Here is a 16413-nt window from a genome sequence, read left to right on the forward strand (position 1 = left end):
CACTACCTTGTAAAGATAATCTAAAGATTTCTTATTTTTTCGATATGATTGTATTCAAAATATACACTATGTGTTTTAATATCTCTCCAAATGGGTGTTGACATGCGCCCTTCTCTTCTCCATTCAGGTAACAGCTATGACCAATTATGATACCCTCATAGGGTGGTTAGAAAATACCACTTCCAAAACGGCCCAGGATGATTTGGCATTGGCAGGTCAAATATTGACCAGTCTGCCCTCGCTGATTACGTATACCATTTCCATGACACCCCTGACGCTAGCAGAAAAGCTTGACGCCAAGCTGGATGCCATTGCCGCCTTTCTCAACAATGAAGAAACAGCCGAACTGATTGCGCTGAAAGGCACGCTCAGTGTCTACAAGGAAAAACTGGCTCTGTTGTTACCGGATGCAACGAAAAAAGCAGGGGAAATCCTGGCGGCTTATTTGCGGGTTGAGAAGGCAAAATTGAAAGATTTTGATGCCATCTTCAGTCCCTATAAAGTGATTTATCAATTGCCGGATCCTTCTGATGACGAGGTGGATGATCTAGGCTCTGATGAGGAAGAGGACACGCCTTTCACCTTCAGAAAGGGCGGCTTTTACACTCAAACGGCTTCTGTCTCGTCCTATTTTACCTTGGCTGTTCACTCGTACATGAAACAATGGCCAGGGCTCATGGATCATTTGGAGCCTTTACAGCATTTCGTTGAAAAATACCCCTGTAATCTGTTGGCTCAGATTCTTCATCAGGACAAGAAAAAAATTGTCGAGCTGGCTTGTTCAGGCGAATTTTCGTTCAATACGGAGCTGGGCGATTTCCTGTTGGGCCGTATCCTTTATGAAGCGCCGCAGTGGAATATCGGTGAAAAAGGCCGTGTGGCTAAAATGCAGGAGTTGCTGGGCGGCAAACGATTTAATCAAGATGAATTTGTATTTGAATTAATCAAACTTCACTTGTTTGATGCTTTAGCTAGGGAATCCCAGCAACAGCCCGTTGCCTGGATTGGATCCTCCCGCAGCGTACTGGCTAAGGTCAGACACAATCCCGGTGAAGGGGCGTATTTAAATTGCGATGACGATAAATGGTCTCCGCAGATTAATCGTGCCTGGCTTATTGCCTTGTTGATGTTTGATTACGAGATTCAAATCGTTGAGCCTCAGTTTCCTGAGATGGAAAAAGCGGTTTTATCCGGTGATTTTGTCAAATACATCTACAGCCTCGCTGCAGAAATGCGTCAATACGATGGTTCCACTGTAGAAACCTCCAGAATTAACGACTCCATGTATCATGGCGGTATCGAACCCACAGCGACGATGCAGGAATTGCTGTTGCTGTTAAGCCTGGATTGCCAAACAGTTAAAAACAGTGAGGGCTATCTTTGTGTTTACCGGCCCAAAACCCAGGAAGAGTTAGTGCGCACCACCACGCTGGCGGCCGAGGCGCTGTTTGTCGAGCCGCAGGAGGAGTATGACAGCATTCGTACCAAATCCAGACTGCGTCTTAACCATTCCTTTGGCAGCTTTGGGCGGATTGCAGCAAACCCGGTGCCGGCGTGTACCTTTTTTGTTCATCCGGGTGCATCATCGGACCAACGCTCGGCCCTTCTGATGGATCAGCTGAAGACGAACGATAACAGCAAACCCACTCAAGATGACTCGTTTGATCAGGGAAGCCCCAGCGGTGACATGAGTTCTAACCTTGTGCAAACGACGATCGAAGACGACGATGCGCCTAATAGCTCGGTCACGAACTACGCCACCTAGCCTGTCACTTCTGCTGAAACAAACGGTGCATGCCGTTTGTTTCAGCAGAGCAACTGTATTGCATCGATAAATTTTGCTACAATGATCGGTTTAACTTTGCAAATATAGATACTTTATGTTGAAGGATGCCTTATCACGGATGGCCGATGTTTTTATTCCTTCCGTGTTGATGCATGGTCAGGATTATCAGCAGCGCGGCTTCGTCCTTAATATTCGTTTAAGTGACGGCCTTTTAAAGGCCCGTGTCAAAGGCCGCTCCCATCAGATTTACGATGTGCACATCGATTTGAAGTCCTGGCCTGCCAAACCGGCTCATTGCACTTGCCCTTACAAAACCAATTGCAAACATGCGGCGGCCAGTTTATTGGCCTTGCAAATTAAAGAACAAATCACTATCCCAGCACCTTCCGCTGAAAACCCGAGTCAGACGTTAAACGAATGGCTGCACACCCTGCGGGATAAACAATCGCCGGTGGCGCAGACGGGCACGCATGTGGTGGTTTATCTTCTGACTTTTGAACACGGCCCGCATGACGATCGCGTTATCGTCAGACTGGCTTTGGCGAAACGCCTGAAACGCCGCAGCTTGGGGAAAATGAGTATTTTCACGACCGTTACCGAAAGCCGCCGGCAGTTTTTTAGCGACGATGACGAAGAAATCATCGCGCAATTGCAGCTCAAAGGCCGCATTCAGGGGAACTTTGAACGCTTGCCTGTCCGCAACAGTGAATTGCTGGAAAAGATTTTAAAAACACAACGAGCCTATCATTACGAAAACGAGCGCCTGCTGCACTGGGGCAATGGCCTGGAGGCTGAACTTCGCTGGCAGTTAGAAAAAAACGGGTTTCAACGGCCGGTACTGAAACATGAGCAGGAATTCCTGGATTGTTTGTTTCTTGATAAACCCTGGTATATCGATGCAGTCGGTGATGAATGCGGTTTGATTACTACCCCTGTTCCCTTAGCTCACTTAAGGCAGGTATTGGCCCAGCCGCCTGTGGCATTGGACGAGGTGGAGGACGTCATTGAACACATCCGAAGCATCAATGAAGTCCTTCCTCTCCCCAATCCCTTTATTCAACGGGAAGTTCGCCGCGGCAAACCGCGCGGCATTGTTCGTTTTGATGCAGCGGAACAGGGGGAGTCGGCTGTCAATCAAAACCCGGCGGTTTTATTTTACGTGCGCCTGGCTTTTGATTACTCGGGCTTTGAATTCAGCGCCGAAGACCCGTTTCCCTTTGTGGTGTTTGAGGAAGGGCAGACCCTAATCCGTCTGGAACGTGATTTTTCGGTTGAGAAGCAGCAACAGCAGGAAATGACCCAAATCCTGAATTTAAGAAAACCTTCCGTGGATGAGCGGTTGACGTTTGATCTAAAGACCACCGACATGGAGGTATTAAGCCATTATCATCAGGAAGACGATCTGACTCGCCTGTACCAACAGGTCATCCCTCTACTCAAAAGCAAGCAGTGGCAGGTGGAATTTCTGCATCCTGTGTATGAAGAAGTCGTCGATGAAGCGCAGGTGGAATGGTACTCCGATTTTAAAGAGCAGGGCGCGGATTTCTTTTCCTATCAGCTGGGCATTCTGGTGGAAGGCCGTCCCGTCAATATCGTACCGGTTGTCGCTGCATTGATTAACCAATGGCAGTCAACCGATATCCAGCAGTTACCCGATGATCAAACCGTTAAATTGTCCTTAGCCAATGGCAAAGCGCTCCGGGTTAATCTTGGGCGAATCAAACCACTGGTGAATTTTTTAATTCAATACGGCACCCGCTCGCTTCACGAAGGGGACAGCCTGACAATCAGCCGCCATCAGCTCATGCTCATTCGTGAAACCGAACAGGCCCTGGCCGCCGCGGCCCTGCGCTGGCATGGCGGTGAAACGATAAGAATGCAACTGCAGAAACTGGTTGATTTGTCACGGCTTGAACAAATCCCGCCGCCGGCGGGTTTAAAGGCCATGCTTCGCGATTACCAGCAACAGGGATTAAACTGGCTGCAGCTGTTGCGGGAATGCCGTTTGGGCGGTGTGCTGGCCGATGACATGGGTTTGGGTAAAACCGTTCAGACCCTGGCCCACATGCAACTTGAAAAAGAACAGGGCCGCCTGCAAAAAGCCAGCTTAATTGTGGCGCCCACCAGTCTGGTGGTGAACTGGTTTGAAGAAGCCAAACGCTTTACACCGGAACTGAAGGTCCTCATTTTTCATGGGCAGGAACGGCATCAGGATGAATTTGATGGCTACGATCTGATCATTTCCACCTACGGGTTGATTCAACGCGACAAGAGCCGCTTTGTTGATTATCCGTTTTATTACCTCATTTTAGACGAGGCGCAATCCATTAAAAATGCCCGTGCCAAAACCACGCAGATTATTCAGCAGGTCAAGGCCACGCATCGGTTGTGTCTTTCCGGGACGCCGCTTGAAAATCATCTGGGTGAACTGTGGTCCCTGTTTCATTTCTTAATGCCCGGGTTGCTGGGTGATGCCAAGCAGTTTCGCCGTTTCTTTAAAACACCCATCGAAAAGGACGGGGATGAGGCGCGGCGGGAATTATTGGCTGCACGGGTTCGTCCTTTCATGCTGAGGCGCAATAAAAATCAGGTGGCCAGCGAGTTGCCGCCTAAAACGGAAATGGTTCGCCTGGTTGAACTTGCGGGCAATCAACGCGATTTGTATGAAACCATCCGCATCAGCATGGAGAAAAAAGTCAGGGAAGCCATCGCCCGTCAGGGGATGGGGAAAAGCCATATTGTTCTACTCGATGCCCTGCTTAAATTAAGGCAGGTCTGTTGTGATCCGCGACTGCTCTCCATTCCGGGGGCGGCGATTGCTCACGGCTTTTCGGCCAAGCTCGATGCGCTGCTTGATTTATTGGACAATCTGGTGGACGAAGGCCGGCGGATTCTGGTGTTTTCCCAATTCACCTCGATGCTGAAACTCATTGAAGAACAATTGGAGCAACGGCGGTACACATACCTGAAACTCACCGGCCAGACTCAGAACCGCCAGGACCTGGTTAATCAATTCCAACAGGGCCATGCGTCGATTTTCTTAATCAGTCTTAAAGCCGGAGGAACAGGGTTAAATCTGACCCGGGCGGATACCGTCATTCATTATGATCCCTGGTGGAATCCCGCGGCCGAAGAGCAGGCCACCGATCGCAGCCACCGCATTGGCCAGGAAAACCCGGTGTTTGTTTACAAACTCATTACCCGCGGGACGGTGGAGGAAGCCATTCTTGCCATGCAGTCCCGGAAACGGGCGTTATTTGAGGGCATTTTGACCGATAGTACCCATCACCTGGACTTATTAACGGACCGCGATTTGGAAGTCCTGTTCACTCCGCTTGATGTTCAATAAAAGAAAGAGTGCCGGCAAACAATTGCAAAGCGGGGCAACCTGGCCTATTCTTTCAATGATGAAAATCAAGGAGAAATTTCATGGAACAGTTGAAATCGTTGTTTGCAGTGCTCGTCATGATGTTGTTTGTTCCTGCTGTCATGGCTGCTTCACCAGCCGGAACCTGGACCACCATTGATGATGTCACCGGTAAAAAACGCGCTGTTGTTCGTATCAATGTGTCAGGCAATACGTTAAGCGGTACTATCGTTAAAGTTTATCCTCAGGCTGGCGACACCGGTATTTGCTCCAAATGCCCGGGCGGCTTTAAAGGCAAACCCATTCAAGGGCTGCGATTTGTCTGGGGTTTGAAAGACAAAGGCAATGGCGAATGGGACGGTGGCCAAATTCTTGATCCAAAAACCGGTAAAGTTTACCGTGCCAAAATGAGCTTAAAAGGCAATAAACTCTACGTTCGCGGTTACGTGGGTGTGTCTGCCCTTGGCCGTACGCAGGTTTGGGTGAGGTAATCACCAATTGAAATCCAATGGCCTTGGCCATTGGATTTTTATTTCCGCGTCAAATCCTAAACGACCCTCACGACACAAGACAACACGATTCTTCCGGTAATGGCAAAGGAGGCGTTGTTTTTTTAGCAAACAAACTGTGACGGTTGTCGTTCAACAAACGCCTGTTTTCAGGATGTTCTTCCGTTTTTAAGCGAGACTCAGGCTCTTTCTTGTCTACAATGGGCTGTACCGTTTCAAAAGGCAGGCATTCTGCAACAGGTCCTTTTTGTGTTGCAAGGATGTAATTGATAAGGCGTTTTTTCAACTGCAATCCCGCTTTGAGCAAGGGGATTAATTCAGTCGATATCCAGCCAGGACCATGCAAGCGTCCAATCATATTACCCAAACCCAGCGGCAGAAACTGTTCAGTGCTTAAGTCGGGAAAATGTTGAAAGTCAATAGTAAAAGCAGGTCGTAATTGTTTGGTTTCAAAATCGATGATCGCCACTTGAAAAGCCATGAACCTTGTTCCATGAGCGAGATAATTGGTATAAGTGATGAATAATCCCCCGAGCTTTACACTGCTCTTTGCAGGGGCTTTAAGTATGAGGATAAAATCTTCATCACCGTAAAGCGAGTCTGGAGTGAGGTCTTCCGGTTTGATTGGCTGCAGTTGTTCAAGCTGAAAAAGTTCGCCATCAAATATTTCGCTGGCAAACCGTTTGCTCTGCTCAGGCAATCCTTCAAGGGACTGATTGGGGTAATTCACCATGAACGGTTTAAGCACTTTATCCCGGGAAAAAACACCTATTCCTGAATAGTAGAGCACGTGAAGCAGAAATAATCGGTGATTGGTTAATCGACTGATTTGATGAATATTAGCTGATTCTGGCGCTTTGTGCAGAATTTGCCTCAATTGGCGGATTACATCATCCAGTCGAATGTCTTTATCCTCCCCGCTGATACGCTTTTGGAACTCAGCGAACAGGGAAACCACAGCACGCTGCAATGGTAGGCTTATGGCTAAAGAGGAAGGATTCATTTCAATCAATTGAAATTCCTCAAACAAGGCTTTAAAGGGATGGCTTGTTTTAAGGAAAAAATCCTTCTCAAAAAGAGAGGGAGGATAATACTCAAACACCAGGTTTATCCAGGCTCTTTTCTTCTTCGTCCTTAAAAAAGCGTCCATTAACAAGGACTTCAACTCTTTGAGCATCTGTTTACGCAGGTTTTGCCGGCTAAATTCGCTATGACTCAAAAGCATTTTTTCAAACGTGATAAAAAAATTCTCTAACCGCGCTGTGTTTTTAATAACGGATTCCGGTATCAACCGTACCTTGTGTAAGTAGCTCCATTCCAGATTCATCTGACTTAAATCGACGTCACGCAGGTCGACATGGATAAAGCTGGCATAGCTTAAATTGGCACCTGTGAAATCAGCCCCGTCAATGACCGTACCCATCAAACAGGCACCGGTTAAATTGGCTGCACGTAAACTGGTTTTTTTAAGCTTCGCACCCGATAAGTCCGCGTGGTTTAAATCAGCCTCACTCAAGCGGGTGTTTTCGAGCACGGCGTTGACTAATGAGGCACGCTGCAAACTCGCATAACGCAGATTGGCATGGCTTAAATCGGTTTCCTCCAAACGACTGTGGTCCAGTTTGGCATAACGCAGGTCCGCTTGAACCAAACAGGCTTTCGACAGATCCCGCTCAAAGAGCGTGACATGGGCCAGCGGTGCAAAAGAAAGGTCAGCGCCCACCAACGCCATTCGACTAAAATAAACGGAAGGCAAAAGGTTAATGTAACGTTCAGGAAACGTATTTATATGTAAATCGAATAATTCAGCGGGGGTGTTTTTTTTAAGCGCAAAGGCGCCGGATTTATCGATTTTTCCGATGATTTCCGGGTCATTTTCAATGATTATGGAAAGCTGTATTCTTGCCTCGGGGTCAATGCGGGTATCGTTACATGCCTCGCACAAACGGGTAATATCAGGTAATCTGTCATTGTGCCGAGTCAGCATGTAACAGGCAATCTCACGATTAGACATCGGCATGCCATGAGTAACCAGGCTGTAGAGTGCTTTGTACTCGCTTGTGCGTCTGTACCCATTGATAAACGCATAGGCCTCTGCCGGTTTTGCACGGCTCAAATACGCAATGACCTGAGCTGGACTTTTTCTGAAACGATCAGCAAAAGCGATGGCTGCAATGGCTGACCAATGGTGTGACGTGGCTTGAACGGCCAGTAAATCCTCCATGTCGAGGTGACTGAAAACCATAAGCTGTAATTCCTGTGGAAGTAAATCCATCACGGTTTGGCTGGGAAGAGAGGGCGGTAAACGCAATGAAGTGGCGTTGGGTTTTGTGTTGCAGGAAGGTATCTGTGCGGCTATTGCACTGAGCATGTCTTTGCATTGCGCCAAACAACAATAATAAGCCGCGATGGATTTGCTTTCTTCTTTAAGCTCATGATTTGAAATGAGGCGTTCGCTGTTTAATCTCTTTTCAAATACTTCGATAAGACTTTGTTGCAATTGCCCGCAGACATGGAAAAAAGACCACAAATGAGAAGCGGACAAGGCATTATCAATGTTGTATTTTTGGGTAAATAACCTTAAAAATAAATCAATCTTGACGTCATCGACAAGAGAGTTATGGCATTCCAGCCAATCCTGTTCAACGAGCAACCAATTAAGATGTTCTAACTTCTTTTTTAAGGGCAGAGTATTAACAATGAATTCACTTGAACAATGCTCATCCTGGCGTGATTCATTGGTGAAAAAGTTATCGTGATCGAAAAAGTCCTTCAAATCATGTACCCATTGAACAAATTTTTTCGATTTTTTGTCTACACAAAAAAAGAGCGGCAAATCAAAATCGGGGTTTTTTTCTCTGAATTCATGAGAATCAAATTTGTTTTTCATTCATTTTCCTCAAACAGATTAGGGAAGCGGCTGAGGAAAGCGACGAGGGTTATTAGCTAGTCATTAATGAACAGAGACAGGGCATTCGTTTTAATTAAAGGACGGAGCTTTTTGATAACTTATAATCTCTTTACAACAGCCGGGCTGTGGTGTGATGAAGATTGCTAAGTGACCAGTCCTCCGCGTTACTCTGTTGAAGAATAACGAAATTGCTTTAATTGGAGGCATTCTACCAAAATTTTTGTCTTAATCTAAGCCTAACTGCGTTGAGCTGGCTTTGGCATTTCCTGCAAACTTCAATACAATAGCGGTCTGGTTCCTACGATGGCAAAACGATGGTTGAGGTTCAAACGCGAAAAACAGCAGCAGTCGACCCCTTGAAGCGTCCCCCGCATTCGGTGGAGGCGGAGCAATCCATTATTGGCGGCGTCATGCTCGACAATCAGGTTTGGGACAAAATCAGCACCAAACTCTGCGAAGCGGATTTTTATCGTACCGAGCATCGGGTGTTATTCCGTACCATCGTCGAATTGTCCAAGCGGGAACAACCCTTTGATGTCGTGACGCTGCTTGATATGCTTAAATCCAATAACGATTTGGATGATGCCGGCGGCGAAACCTACCTGTTTGAGTTGGCGAATAACACGCCAAGCGTGGCCAATATTTCGGCCTACGCCGACATCGTTCGCGAGAAGTCTGTCCAGCGTCAGTTGATTGCCATTGCGGGTGAAATTGCCGACGCGGCTTACAACCCTTCAGGGCGGGAAGTACCGGAATTACTGGATTTGGCAGAGACCCGCGTTTTCGCAATTGCCGAGCAAACCGGCGGCGACGGCGGGCCTGAGAGCATTAAATCCATTCTGGTGAAGGCTGTGGAAAAAATTGATGCCCTTTACCACAATGGCGATGCCATCACCGGCTTGGCAACCGGTTTAAGCGATTTGGATGCCATGACTTCGGGATTACAACCTTCAGATCTCATCATCGTCGCCGGCCGTCCATCCATGGGTAAAACCACCCTGGTCATGAACATGGCTGAGCATGCCGCCATACGCGGCGGCAAACCGGTGCTGGTGTTTTCAATGGAGATGCCTTCGGATTCGCTGGCCATGCGGATGATGTCCTCGCTGGGAAGGATTGATCAGCACCGCATCCGTACGGGTAAACTCGATGACGACGATTGGCCGCGGGTGACGTCCGCGGTGCATATGTTATCGGAAGCGCCGCTGTTCATCGACGATACCCCGGCGTTAAGCCCCTCGGAAATGCGGGCGCGGGCGAGGCGACTGGCCAAAGAGCATGGTCAACTGGGATTAATCGTAGTCGACTACCTGCAATTGATGAAAGTACCGGGTTTTAAGGCCGATAACCGCACGGCTGAGATTTCTGAAATTTCACGAAGCCTTAAGGCGCTTGCCAAGGAGTTGCAGGTGCCGGTGGTCGCACTCTCGCAGCTTAACCGAAGCCTTGAGCAGCGCAGTGATCGCCGTCCGGTGATGTCGGATTTGCGTGAATCAGGCGCGATTGAGCAGGATGCGGATTTGATTTGCTTCATTTATCGGGATGAAGTATATAACGAGGACAGTCCGGATAAAGGGGTGGCTGAGATTATTATTGCCAAACAGCGTAATGGTCCGATCGGCAAAGTGCGTGTCGCTTTCCTCGGAAAATACACGCGCTTTGAAGATTTGGCGTTTAACGGTTATCAAGGGGTAGATTAAGTGACTAGGCCCACTCGCGTCCAGATTGATTCGCTGGCGCTTCTTCATAATGTGCAATGCGTGAAACGGTTTGCGCCGGGCAGGAAAGTGATTGCCATGGTCAAAGCCAATGCCTATGGCTGCGGTTTGTCGGAAGTCGTCCCCGCGCTGGAAGGCCAGGTGGATGCGTTTGGTGTGGCTTGTCTTGAAGAAGCGCTCGCCATTCGAAGCCTCGGGGCGCGCAGTGACTGCGTGCTGTTTCAGGGCATTTTTACCCCGGATGAACTTGCGGTGGTGTGTGAGCAGTCGTTTCAATGCGTGATCCATCAACCCTATCAATTGCAGTGGTTGGTGGCCAACCCCTTGCCAAAACCCATCAAAGTCTGGGTTAAAATCAATACCGGCATGCATCGCCTGGGTTTTGCACCCGAAGAATGCTACGAGGTGCTTCAGGCCCTACTGGCCTGCCCCTGGGTTGATGACGACATTGGTTTAATGACGCATCTTGCCAGCGCCGATGAACCGGATAATCCCAGTAATCAAAGCCAGATGCAGATTTACCGGGATTTGGCATTACCCTCCAGGCGGTTAATCCAAAGCATCAGCAATTCCGCTGCGATCATGGCCTTGCCGGATACGCATGCCGACGTGGTGCGCCCTGGGATTATGCTGTATGGCGTCTCACCGTTTATCAATCAAACAGGGCAGCAGCTTGGCCTGGCGCCGGTGATGCGTTTTGTTTCCGCCATCAGTGCAATCCATCAGTTTCCCGCCGGGGCACGCATTGGCTATGGCGGAAGCTGGCAAACCAGCCGGCCCTCGCTCATCGGCATTGTGGCGGCAGGTTACGGCGACGGCTACCCGCGGCATATTGCCCAAAATACGCCCGTCTGGGTGAATGGCGTCCACGCCCCGATTGTCGGGCGTGTTTCCATGGACATGCTCACCATTGATTTAAGCCATTGCCCGACGGTTAAAATCGGGGATCCCGTCGAGCTCTGGGGACAGTATATCCCTGTAGAAACCATCGCAATGTCAGCAGGAACAATCGCTTACGAATTACTCTGCCAGTTTTCGCCGCGTGTTCGCCAGGATAAAATTGTCAGCGCATAAATTATGGATAATATCTAACCGGGATGGTAGAATGACAACCGATTTAGTAACTGATTAAACAGGTAACTCACATGAAAAAATTAATTTTAGCCTCAGTTTCAGCGTCATTGCTGTTGAGCGGATGTGCGCAGGTTAATAATGAAGGAATTGGTACGGTAACCGGCGGCGTGGTCGGCGGCCTCATCGGCAGCCAGTTCGGCGGTGGTTCCGGTAAAGTGGCGGCAGCCGCGGGCGGTGCCCTGTTAGGCGCCTACCTGGGCGGCAATATCGGTCGTACCATGGACCGCCTGGACCGTCTGGAAATGCAACGCGCACTGGAAACCGCACCAACCGGTAAAGCAGTGGTCTGGCAAAACCCCGATTCCGGTAACCGTTACACGGTAAGGCCTACCCGTACCTATTACAGCAATTCTCAACCTTGCCGCGAATACACCACCCGCGCCATCATTGGCGGCAAAACCCAGGAAATCTACGGCAAAGCCTGTCGACAAGCCGATGGCTCCTGGAAAGTGGTGAGCTAATCAGCGTTTCCTGCTTAAATCACTGGCACAAATACCCCGTCTTGGGCGGTGTATTTGTGCTATATTTATACAATCTGGCGTATTGATATTCCACTAAGCAGGAGTGTGTCATGGCTGATCTCATTTCTTCTATTTTGCCCCAACCACGCCGTCCCATTGCTTTTGTTGAACCTCAGATCACGGTTTGTGATTGCGTTTCGCTGATGACAGAGAAAGACATCGGTGCACTGGTTGTTCGTGACAATGACAGGCTACTGGGTATTGTCAGCGAGCGCGACATTGTACGCTCCTGCCTGAATAAAAACCTATTGCCTGATCAGGTGACGGCAGCCGATATTGTCTATAAAGACGTGAGTGTTCTGGCAGTCAATGACACGGTCGAAAAAGCCATGGAAATCATTACTCAAACCAAACGGCGCCATGTCCTGGTCAAGGATAAAGACGAACTCATTGCCATTTTGTCCATCGGCGATGTGCTGTTTCATCTTCTCGAAGGGAAAAGCCGAGTCATTGAGCATCTCGAAAATTACATTCACATGTAAGCTGTCCCAATTAGGGTGGAGTGAAGGCAGTCATTCTTGCGGATGTACATTGAGACAGTAGACGGGTTATAGTGTGAAATAAAAAGAATAAAGGCTTATCATGCGGGTTTTTAAACTGCTCTTTGCGTTTGTCCTTGGCTGTTGGGTTCTATCAACCTGGAGTAATCCCGCGCCTATCCGTTGGTATAAACAGAACGATCAGCAGATTGTATTAAAAGTTGATCTCTTTTTATCCACTACCTGCCCCCATTGCCGCAAGGCCGATGAATTCTTCAATACTTTGGTTAAAGAAAAAACATGGCTTGAAATCCAGCGGCATTACATCAATGAAGATAAAGCCGCCCTCGATGCCTTCAGCCAGTTTTTAAAACAGGGGGCAAAGGGCGTTGATGATTATGCCGTACCGGCGATTTTTTTCTGCGACTCCCGCTGGACGGGCTTTGATGAAGCCAAAACCACTGGAAAAAAAATAATCGAAGCGCTTACTTATTGCCGTCAGCAAATCGAAAAAGAAGGTGAATTGACTCCGGCCACAGTCAAAAGCCTGCAACAGTGGGCAACGGCCAGCTGGTATGAAAATAACATTGTCAATCCGCCTTCTGCCGGTTCATTTATACCCATGATGGCTTTCATTGATGCGATAAGCCCCTGTAGTATCTTTGGCCTGTTTGCCTTAATCTCCTTTTTATTCCTGCAGAAAACCCCCGAACGCCAATGGGCGTTGGGCGTTTTTTACCTGGCATTGACGACGTTAACGCATTATTTCCAGCAGGCGAATACGGCGCTGTATTATAAGATTCTTCCTTTCTTAATGATCCCGGCGGCAATTGTCGGTGTTCTTTTACTCCTGTATGTGGTTGAGAAGCGCCTGCACCCCTCGGCGAGGACTCTTTTCAAAGGCATGGGCGTTTTCTTTGGTTTAGCCTTGGTGGCCGGTGTTCTTATTCAGTCCTATCAACAAAATTGCGCACCCAATTTCGCGTTAATTTTTCAGCAGTGGCTGATTGTGCAACCCTTGTCTTCCGGGCAACGCATGGTTTACGTCCTGATCTACCACCTGGTTTATTTTTTCTCGTTGTCCCTGCTGGTTTTATTGATTATGGGCGTGCTCAAGCAGAAATGGGCCGATAAGCACCAGGCTTATCTGCGCGATGTCGCGTTCATTATTCTGGCTTTTGTCGGTGCCATTTTATTGGCTTACCCCTCTTTACTGGCTAAGCTGTTGCCTTCATTCATTGTGATCATCATCGCCTTTGTGGGGGCCTGGATAATCAAAAAGTTAAAAATGGATTACTATTAACATGTCAGGGCTAGTCAGTTAAGGAAAGGAGAAACGATGTCGCGTCAGCCGGATGATCCGCCTTTTTTTCCCATTGCCTGTGAAGTGGAACAGGGTAAAACCTATGACTGGTGCAGTTGCGGCAAAAGCAAAACCCAGCCTTTTTGCGATGTTCACCCTTGCGAAAAGGCGGTGAAGTACCGGGCGCTGGTGACTGAGACGGTTTGTTTTTGTCAATGCAAGCAGACACAGGATCCGCCTTTTTGTGACGGTTCCCACGCGCCATTGTTGATTGAATACATGAAAAATCGCAACAAAAAATAGCTGTCTTTTTAAGGAAGGTTGATGATTGATCCGCAGCTGAAGCAAAAAATTATTAACACCATCAGCAAATACGAGCAACGATGCAATACCCTGCAGGATGAAATTAATCATCTGCGTCAAATCATCAGCCTGTTATTAACCCTGCCGCTGGGAATCGCTGCCGACAGCGTGGCAACGCTTAAAGAAGACGTCGCTACCCATAAAGATTCGGAAACCATTCTCACTCAGGTTGAGCGTTTAATTGCCACTCTGGCGTCCTCGAAACCCGATAACCTGCCGCCCAATCAATCCTCAGTCGGGGCAATCAGTGAGACGGTCAATCAAAGCCTCAAACAATTATTAAGCCATTTAGCGATTCCCCATGAACTTCATGACAAGGTTGAGCATGTCAAAACCCTGTTAAGGAGTGAAATTACCCGCGAATTGTTGCCCAGTGTAATAGATAATTTTACCAAACTGGTGATTGACGCCTTCAGCATTGAGCAGAGCCAGTTAAAAAATTATCTACAGGATTTAACCACTCAACTGCACGATTTTGACAGCTATTTAAAATTCGCCAATGAAAACAGCCAGCAGGCAAAGCACCATTCCCAGCAGTTGGAAAGCGGCATTGCCACGAACATCAATCAGATCCAACGCCATGTGGACAAGGCTAAAACCATTGAAGAATTATCCGGAAAAATCAGCGAGAATTTAGCCACTATTGAACAGCGGATCAAAGAATTTAAAGACAGTGAACAGCAGCGTGTGAAAGCCTACGAAGCCGAGGTGCAGAAATTACAGCAGAAACTGACTGAGTCCGAGAGAACTGCTGAGGAAATCAAGCATAAATTAACCTCGCAACAGGTGATCATTAATCAGGACAGCTTAACCGGCCTGCCCAACAGGGCCTCATACGATGAACACATTCACGAAGCCTATAACCGCTGGCAACGCGGCTATGGCGAATTGTCTTTGGCCATTGCGGACATCGATCATTTTAAAAAAATCAATGACAATTACGGGCATCTGGCGGGGGACAAAGTGTTGAAAAAAGTCGCCGCCCTGTTTAAAAATTCAATCCGTTCGGTGGATTTTATTGCCCGTTACGGTGGTGAAGAGTTCATCTTTATTTTTGAACGGACCAGTGAGAAAGAAGCAAAACGTATTCTTGAGTCCCTGCGTTCAGCCGTGGAGACCTGCGAGTTTTGTTACCGGGACACGCGTGTCGATGTCACGGTTTCCTTCGGTTTGACCACATTTAAACCGGATGAGGACATTGAAACCCTGTTTATGCGTGCGGATGCCGCCATGTATCAGGCCAAACGAGCCGGGCGCAACCGCGTAGAAGTACTCTAGGACTTGATCTCAACCGAGTGATTTGGGATCATCCTTCCATCCTGATTTTTTGGTGCGGGCATGAGTAAATTTAAAGAGATACCTGTCGTGGTTGAAAGCGGCCAGAAATACAAGACGGCAGAAGGCATTGTTGCAATTAAGGATGGCATCAAGTCCGTGGACAGCCACGCCGAGCGTTTGCCTAAACCCAAGTGGCTGCGTATCGTCAATCACACCACGCCCGCCTACCAGCAGGTAAAAGAACAGGTAGTGAAACACCGCCTGGCGACAGTCTGTGAGGAAGCCAAATGCCCTAATATCGCGGAATGCTGGTCCCATGGGACCGCGACCATTATGCTGATGGGTGCGGTGTGCACGCGCGCCTGCCGCTTTTGTTCGGTGGACACCGGCAATCCCCATGGCTGGCTGGATAAAGACGAGCCTGCCAATACAGCCAACACGGTAGCGCTCATGAACCTCGATTACGTGGTGTTAACCTCCGTCAATCGTGATGATTTGCCCGATGGGGGCGCTCAACATTACGCCGATACCATTCGCGCCATTAAAGCCCGCTGCCCGACAACGAAAGTGGAAGCCTTAACACCTGATTTTCAGGGGATTGAAGCCGATGTCGCGGTTTTACTGGACAGCGGGGTGGATGTGTTTGCCCAGAATGTCGAAACGGTCGAGCGCTTGACCCACCCGGTACGGGATAACCGCGCCGGCTACTGGCAGACCCTGAATGTCCTGGCTTTTGCCAAGCGTTACCGCCCCGATGTGTTGACCAAGACCAGTTTAATGCTCGGCCTTGGCGAAACTGACGAAGAAATCATTGCGACCATGGATGATTTACGCCGGCAACAGGTCGATATTCTGACTTTGGGACAATACCTGCAGCCGACAAAAAACCATTTACCGGTGGCGCGTTATGTCACGCCTGAACAGTTCATTGCGTTTCGTGAAATAGGGCTGTCCAAAGGCTTTTTTGAAGTGGCTTCAGGCCCCATGGTACGATCAAGTTATCGTGCCGATCGGGTATTTAAGCGGGATAATCTGGGGCTTTAG

Annotated in this window: 12 protein-coding genes; 11 read left to right on the top strand and 1 reads right to left on the bottom strand. The window is 48.5% G+C overall.

Going from position 1 to position 16413, the window contains the following annotated elements:
* Nucleotides 1-136 precede the first annotated feature (136 nt).
* The 3 genes from DYE45_RS05580 to DYE45_RS05590 all read left to right on the top strand — a co-directional run bounded on the left by DYE45_RS05580 (nucleotide 137) and on the right by DYE45_RS05590 (nucleotide 5644).
* On the top strand, nucleotides 137-1765 hold the full coding sequence (locus DYE45_RS05580; RefSeq protein ID WP_108293499.1) for a hypothetical protein: 1629 nt from the start codon (nucleotides 137-139) through the stop codon (nucleotides 1763-1765).
* A gap of 115 nt (nucleotides 1766-1880) precedes the next feature.
* A complete protein-coding gene (locus tag DYE45_RS05585; RefSeq protein WP_115300573.1) occupies nucleotides 1881-5135 on the top strand; it encodes a DEAD/DEAH box helicase in 3255 nt (1084 codons plus the stop codon).
* 116 nt (nucleotides 5136-5251) lie between these two features.
* The gene (locus DYE45_RS05590) at nucleotides 5252-5644 is read left to right on the top strand and encodes a DUF2147 domain-containing protein (protein ID WP_370447880.1); all 393 of its coding nucleotides are present in this window, start codon (nucleotides 5252-5254) and stop codon (nucleotides 5642-5644) included.
* Nucleotides 5645-5711: 67 nt separating this feature from the next.
* On the opposite strand, the gene DYE45_RS05595 is transcribed toward DYE45_RS05590, so the two are convergent.
* The gene (locus tag DYE45_RS05595) at nucleotides 5712-8552 is read right to left on the bottom strand and encodes a pentapeptide repeat-containing protein (RefSeq protein WP_108293505.1); all 2841 of its coding nucleotides are present in this window, start codon (nucleotides 8550-8552) and stop codon (nucleotides 5712-5714) included.
* Between the two features lie 335 nt (nucleotides 8553-8887).
* Between DYE45_RS05595 and dnaB the strand changes: the two genes are divergently transcribed.
* The 8 genes from dnaB to lipA all read left to right on the top strand — a co-directional run bounded on the left by dnaB (nucleotide 8888) and on the right by lipA (nucleotide 16413).
* On the top strand, nucleotides 8888-10273 hold the full coding sequence (dnaB, locus tag DYE45_RS05600) for a replicative DNA helicase (RefSeq protein ID WP_058530763.1): 1386 nt from the start codon (nucleotides 8888-8890) through the stop codon (nucleotides 10271-10273).
* The gene (gene alr / locus DYE45_RS05605; RefSeq protein ID WP_115300574.1) at nucleotides 10274-11365 is read left to right on the top strand and encodes an alanine racemase; all 1092 of its coding nucleotides are present in this window, start codon (nucleotides 10274-10276) and stop codon (nucleotides 11363-11365) included. It abuts the gene before it with no gap.
* Nucleotides 11366-11436: 71 nt separating this feature from the next.
* Nucleotides 11437-11886, top strand: coding sequence for an RT0821/Lpp0805 family surface protein (locus tag DYE45_RS05610; RefSeq protein ID WP_058527145.1), 450 nt, complete (start codon nucleotides 11437-11439; stop codon nucleotides 11884-11886).
* Between the two features lie 110 nt (nucleotides 11887-11996).
* The gene (locus DYE45_RS05615) at nucleotides 11997-12428 is read left to right on the top strand and encodes a CBS domain-containing protein (RefSeq protein ID WP_108293509.1); all 432 of its coding nucleotides are present in this window, start codon (nucleotides 11997-11999) and stop codon (nucleotides 12426-12428) included.
* Between the two features lie 100 nt (nucleotides 12429-12528).
* Nucleotides 12529-13728: a glutaredoxin family protein gene (locus DYE45_RS05620; protein WP_115300575.1), complete on the top strand. Its 1200-nt coding sequence runs from the start codon at nucleotides 12529-12531 to the stop codon at nucleotides 13726-13728.
* Nucleotides 13729-13764: 36 nt separating this feature from the next.
* Complete coding sequence (locus DYE45_RS05625) at nucleotides 13765-14031, top strand: CDGSH iron-sulfur domain-containing protein (protein ID WP_108293513.1); 267 nt, start codon at nucleotides 13765-13767, stop codon at nucleotides 14029-14031.
* A gap of 21 nt (nucleotides 14032-14052) precedes the next feature.
* A complete protein-coding gene (locus tag DYE45_RS05630) occupies nucleotides 14053-15369 on the top strand; it encodes a GGDEF domain-containing protein (protein WP_108293515.1) in 1317 nt (438 codons plus the stop codon).
* Between the two features lie 60 nt (nucleotides 15370-15429).
* Nucleotides 15430-16413 carry a lipoyl synthase gene (lipA, locus tag DYE45_RS05635; RefSeq protein ID WP_058530757.1) on the top strand — a complete coding sequence of 328 codons (984 nt, stop codon included), beginning with the start codon at nucleotides 15430-15432 and terminating at the stop codon, nucleotides 16411-16413.

The organism is Legionella taurinensis (assembly GCF_900452865.1).
In the GTDB taxonomy this organism is placed as follows: domain Bacteria; phylum Pseudomonadota; class Gammaproteobacteria; order Legionellales; family Legionellaceae; genus Legionella_C; species Legionella_C taurinensis.

Excerpts from the sequence above, each read along its gene's own strand:
- DYE45_RS05580 (WP_108293499.1), top strand. The coding sequence starts at position 137 with ATGACCAATTATGATACCCTCATAGGGTGGTTAGAAAATACCACTTCC.
- DYE45_RS05585 (WP_115300573.1), top strand. The coding sequence starts at position 1,881 with ATGTTGAAGGATGCCTTATCACGGATGGCCGATGTTTTTATTCCTTCC.
- DYE45_RS05590 (WP_370447880.1), top strand. The coding sequence starts at position 5,252 with ATGATGTTGTTTGTTCCTGCTGTCATGGCTGCTTCACCAGCCGGAACC.
- DYE45_RS05595 (WP_108293505.1), bottom strand. The coding sequence starts at position 8,552 with ATGAAAAACAAATTTGATTCTCATGAATTCAGAGAAAAAAACCCCGAT.
- dnaB (WP_058530763.1), top strand. The coding sequence starts at position 8,888 with ATGGTTGAGGTTCAAACGCGAAAAACAGCAGCAGTCGACCCCTTGAAG.
- DYE45_RS05610 (WP_058527145.1), top strand. The coding sequence starts at position 11,437 with ATGAAAAAATTAATTTTAGCCTCAGTTTCAGCGTCATTGCTGTTGAGC.
- DYE45_RS05615 (WP_108293509.1), top strand. The coding sequence starts at position 11,997 with ATGGCTGATCTCATTTCTTCTATTTTGCCCCAACCACGCCGTCCCATT.
- DYE45_RS05620 (WP_115300575.1), top strand. The coding sequence starts at position 12,529 with ATGCGGGTTTTTAAACTGCTCTTTGCGTTTGTCCTTGGCTGTTGGGTT.
- DYE45_RS05625 (WP_108293513.1), top strand. The coding sequence starts at position 13,765 with ATGTCGCGTCAGCCGGATGATCCGCCTTTTTTTCCCATTGCCTGTGAA.
- DYE45_RS05630 (WP_108293515.1), top strand. The coding sequence starts at position 14,053 with ATGATTGATCCGCAGCTGAAGCAAAAAATTATTAACACCATCAGCAAA.
- lipA (WP_058530757.1), top strand. The coding sequence starts at position 15,430 with ATGAGTAAATTTAAAGAGATACCTGTCGTGGTTGAAAGCGGCCAGAAA.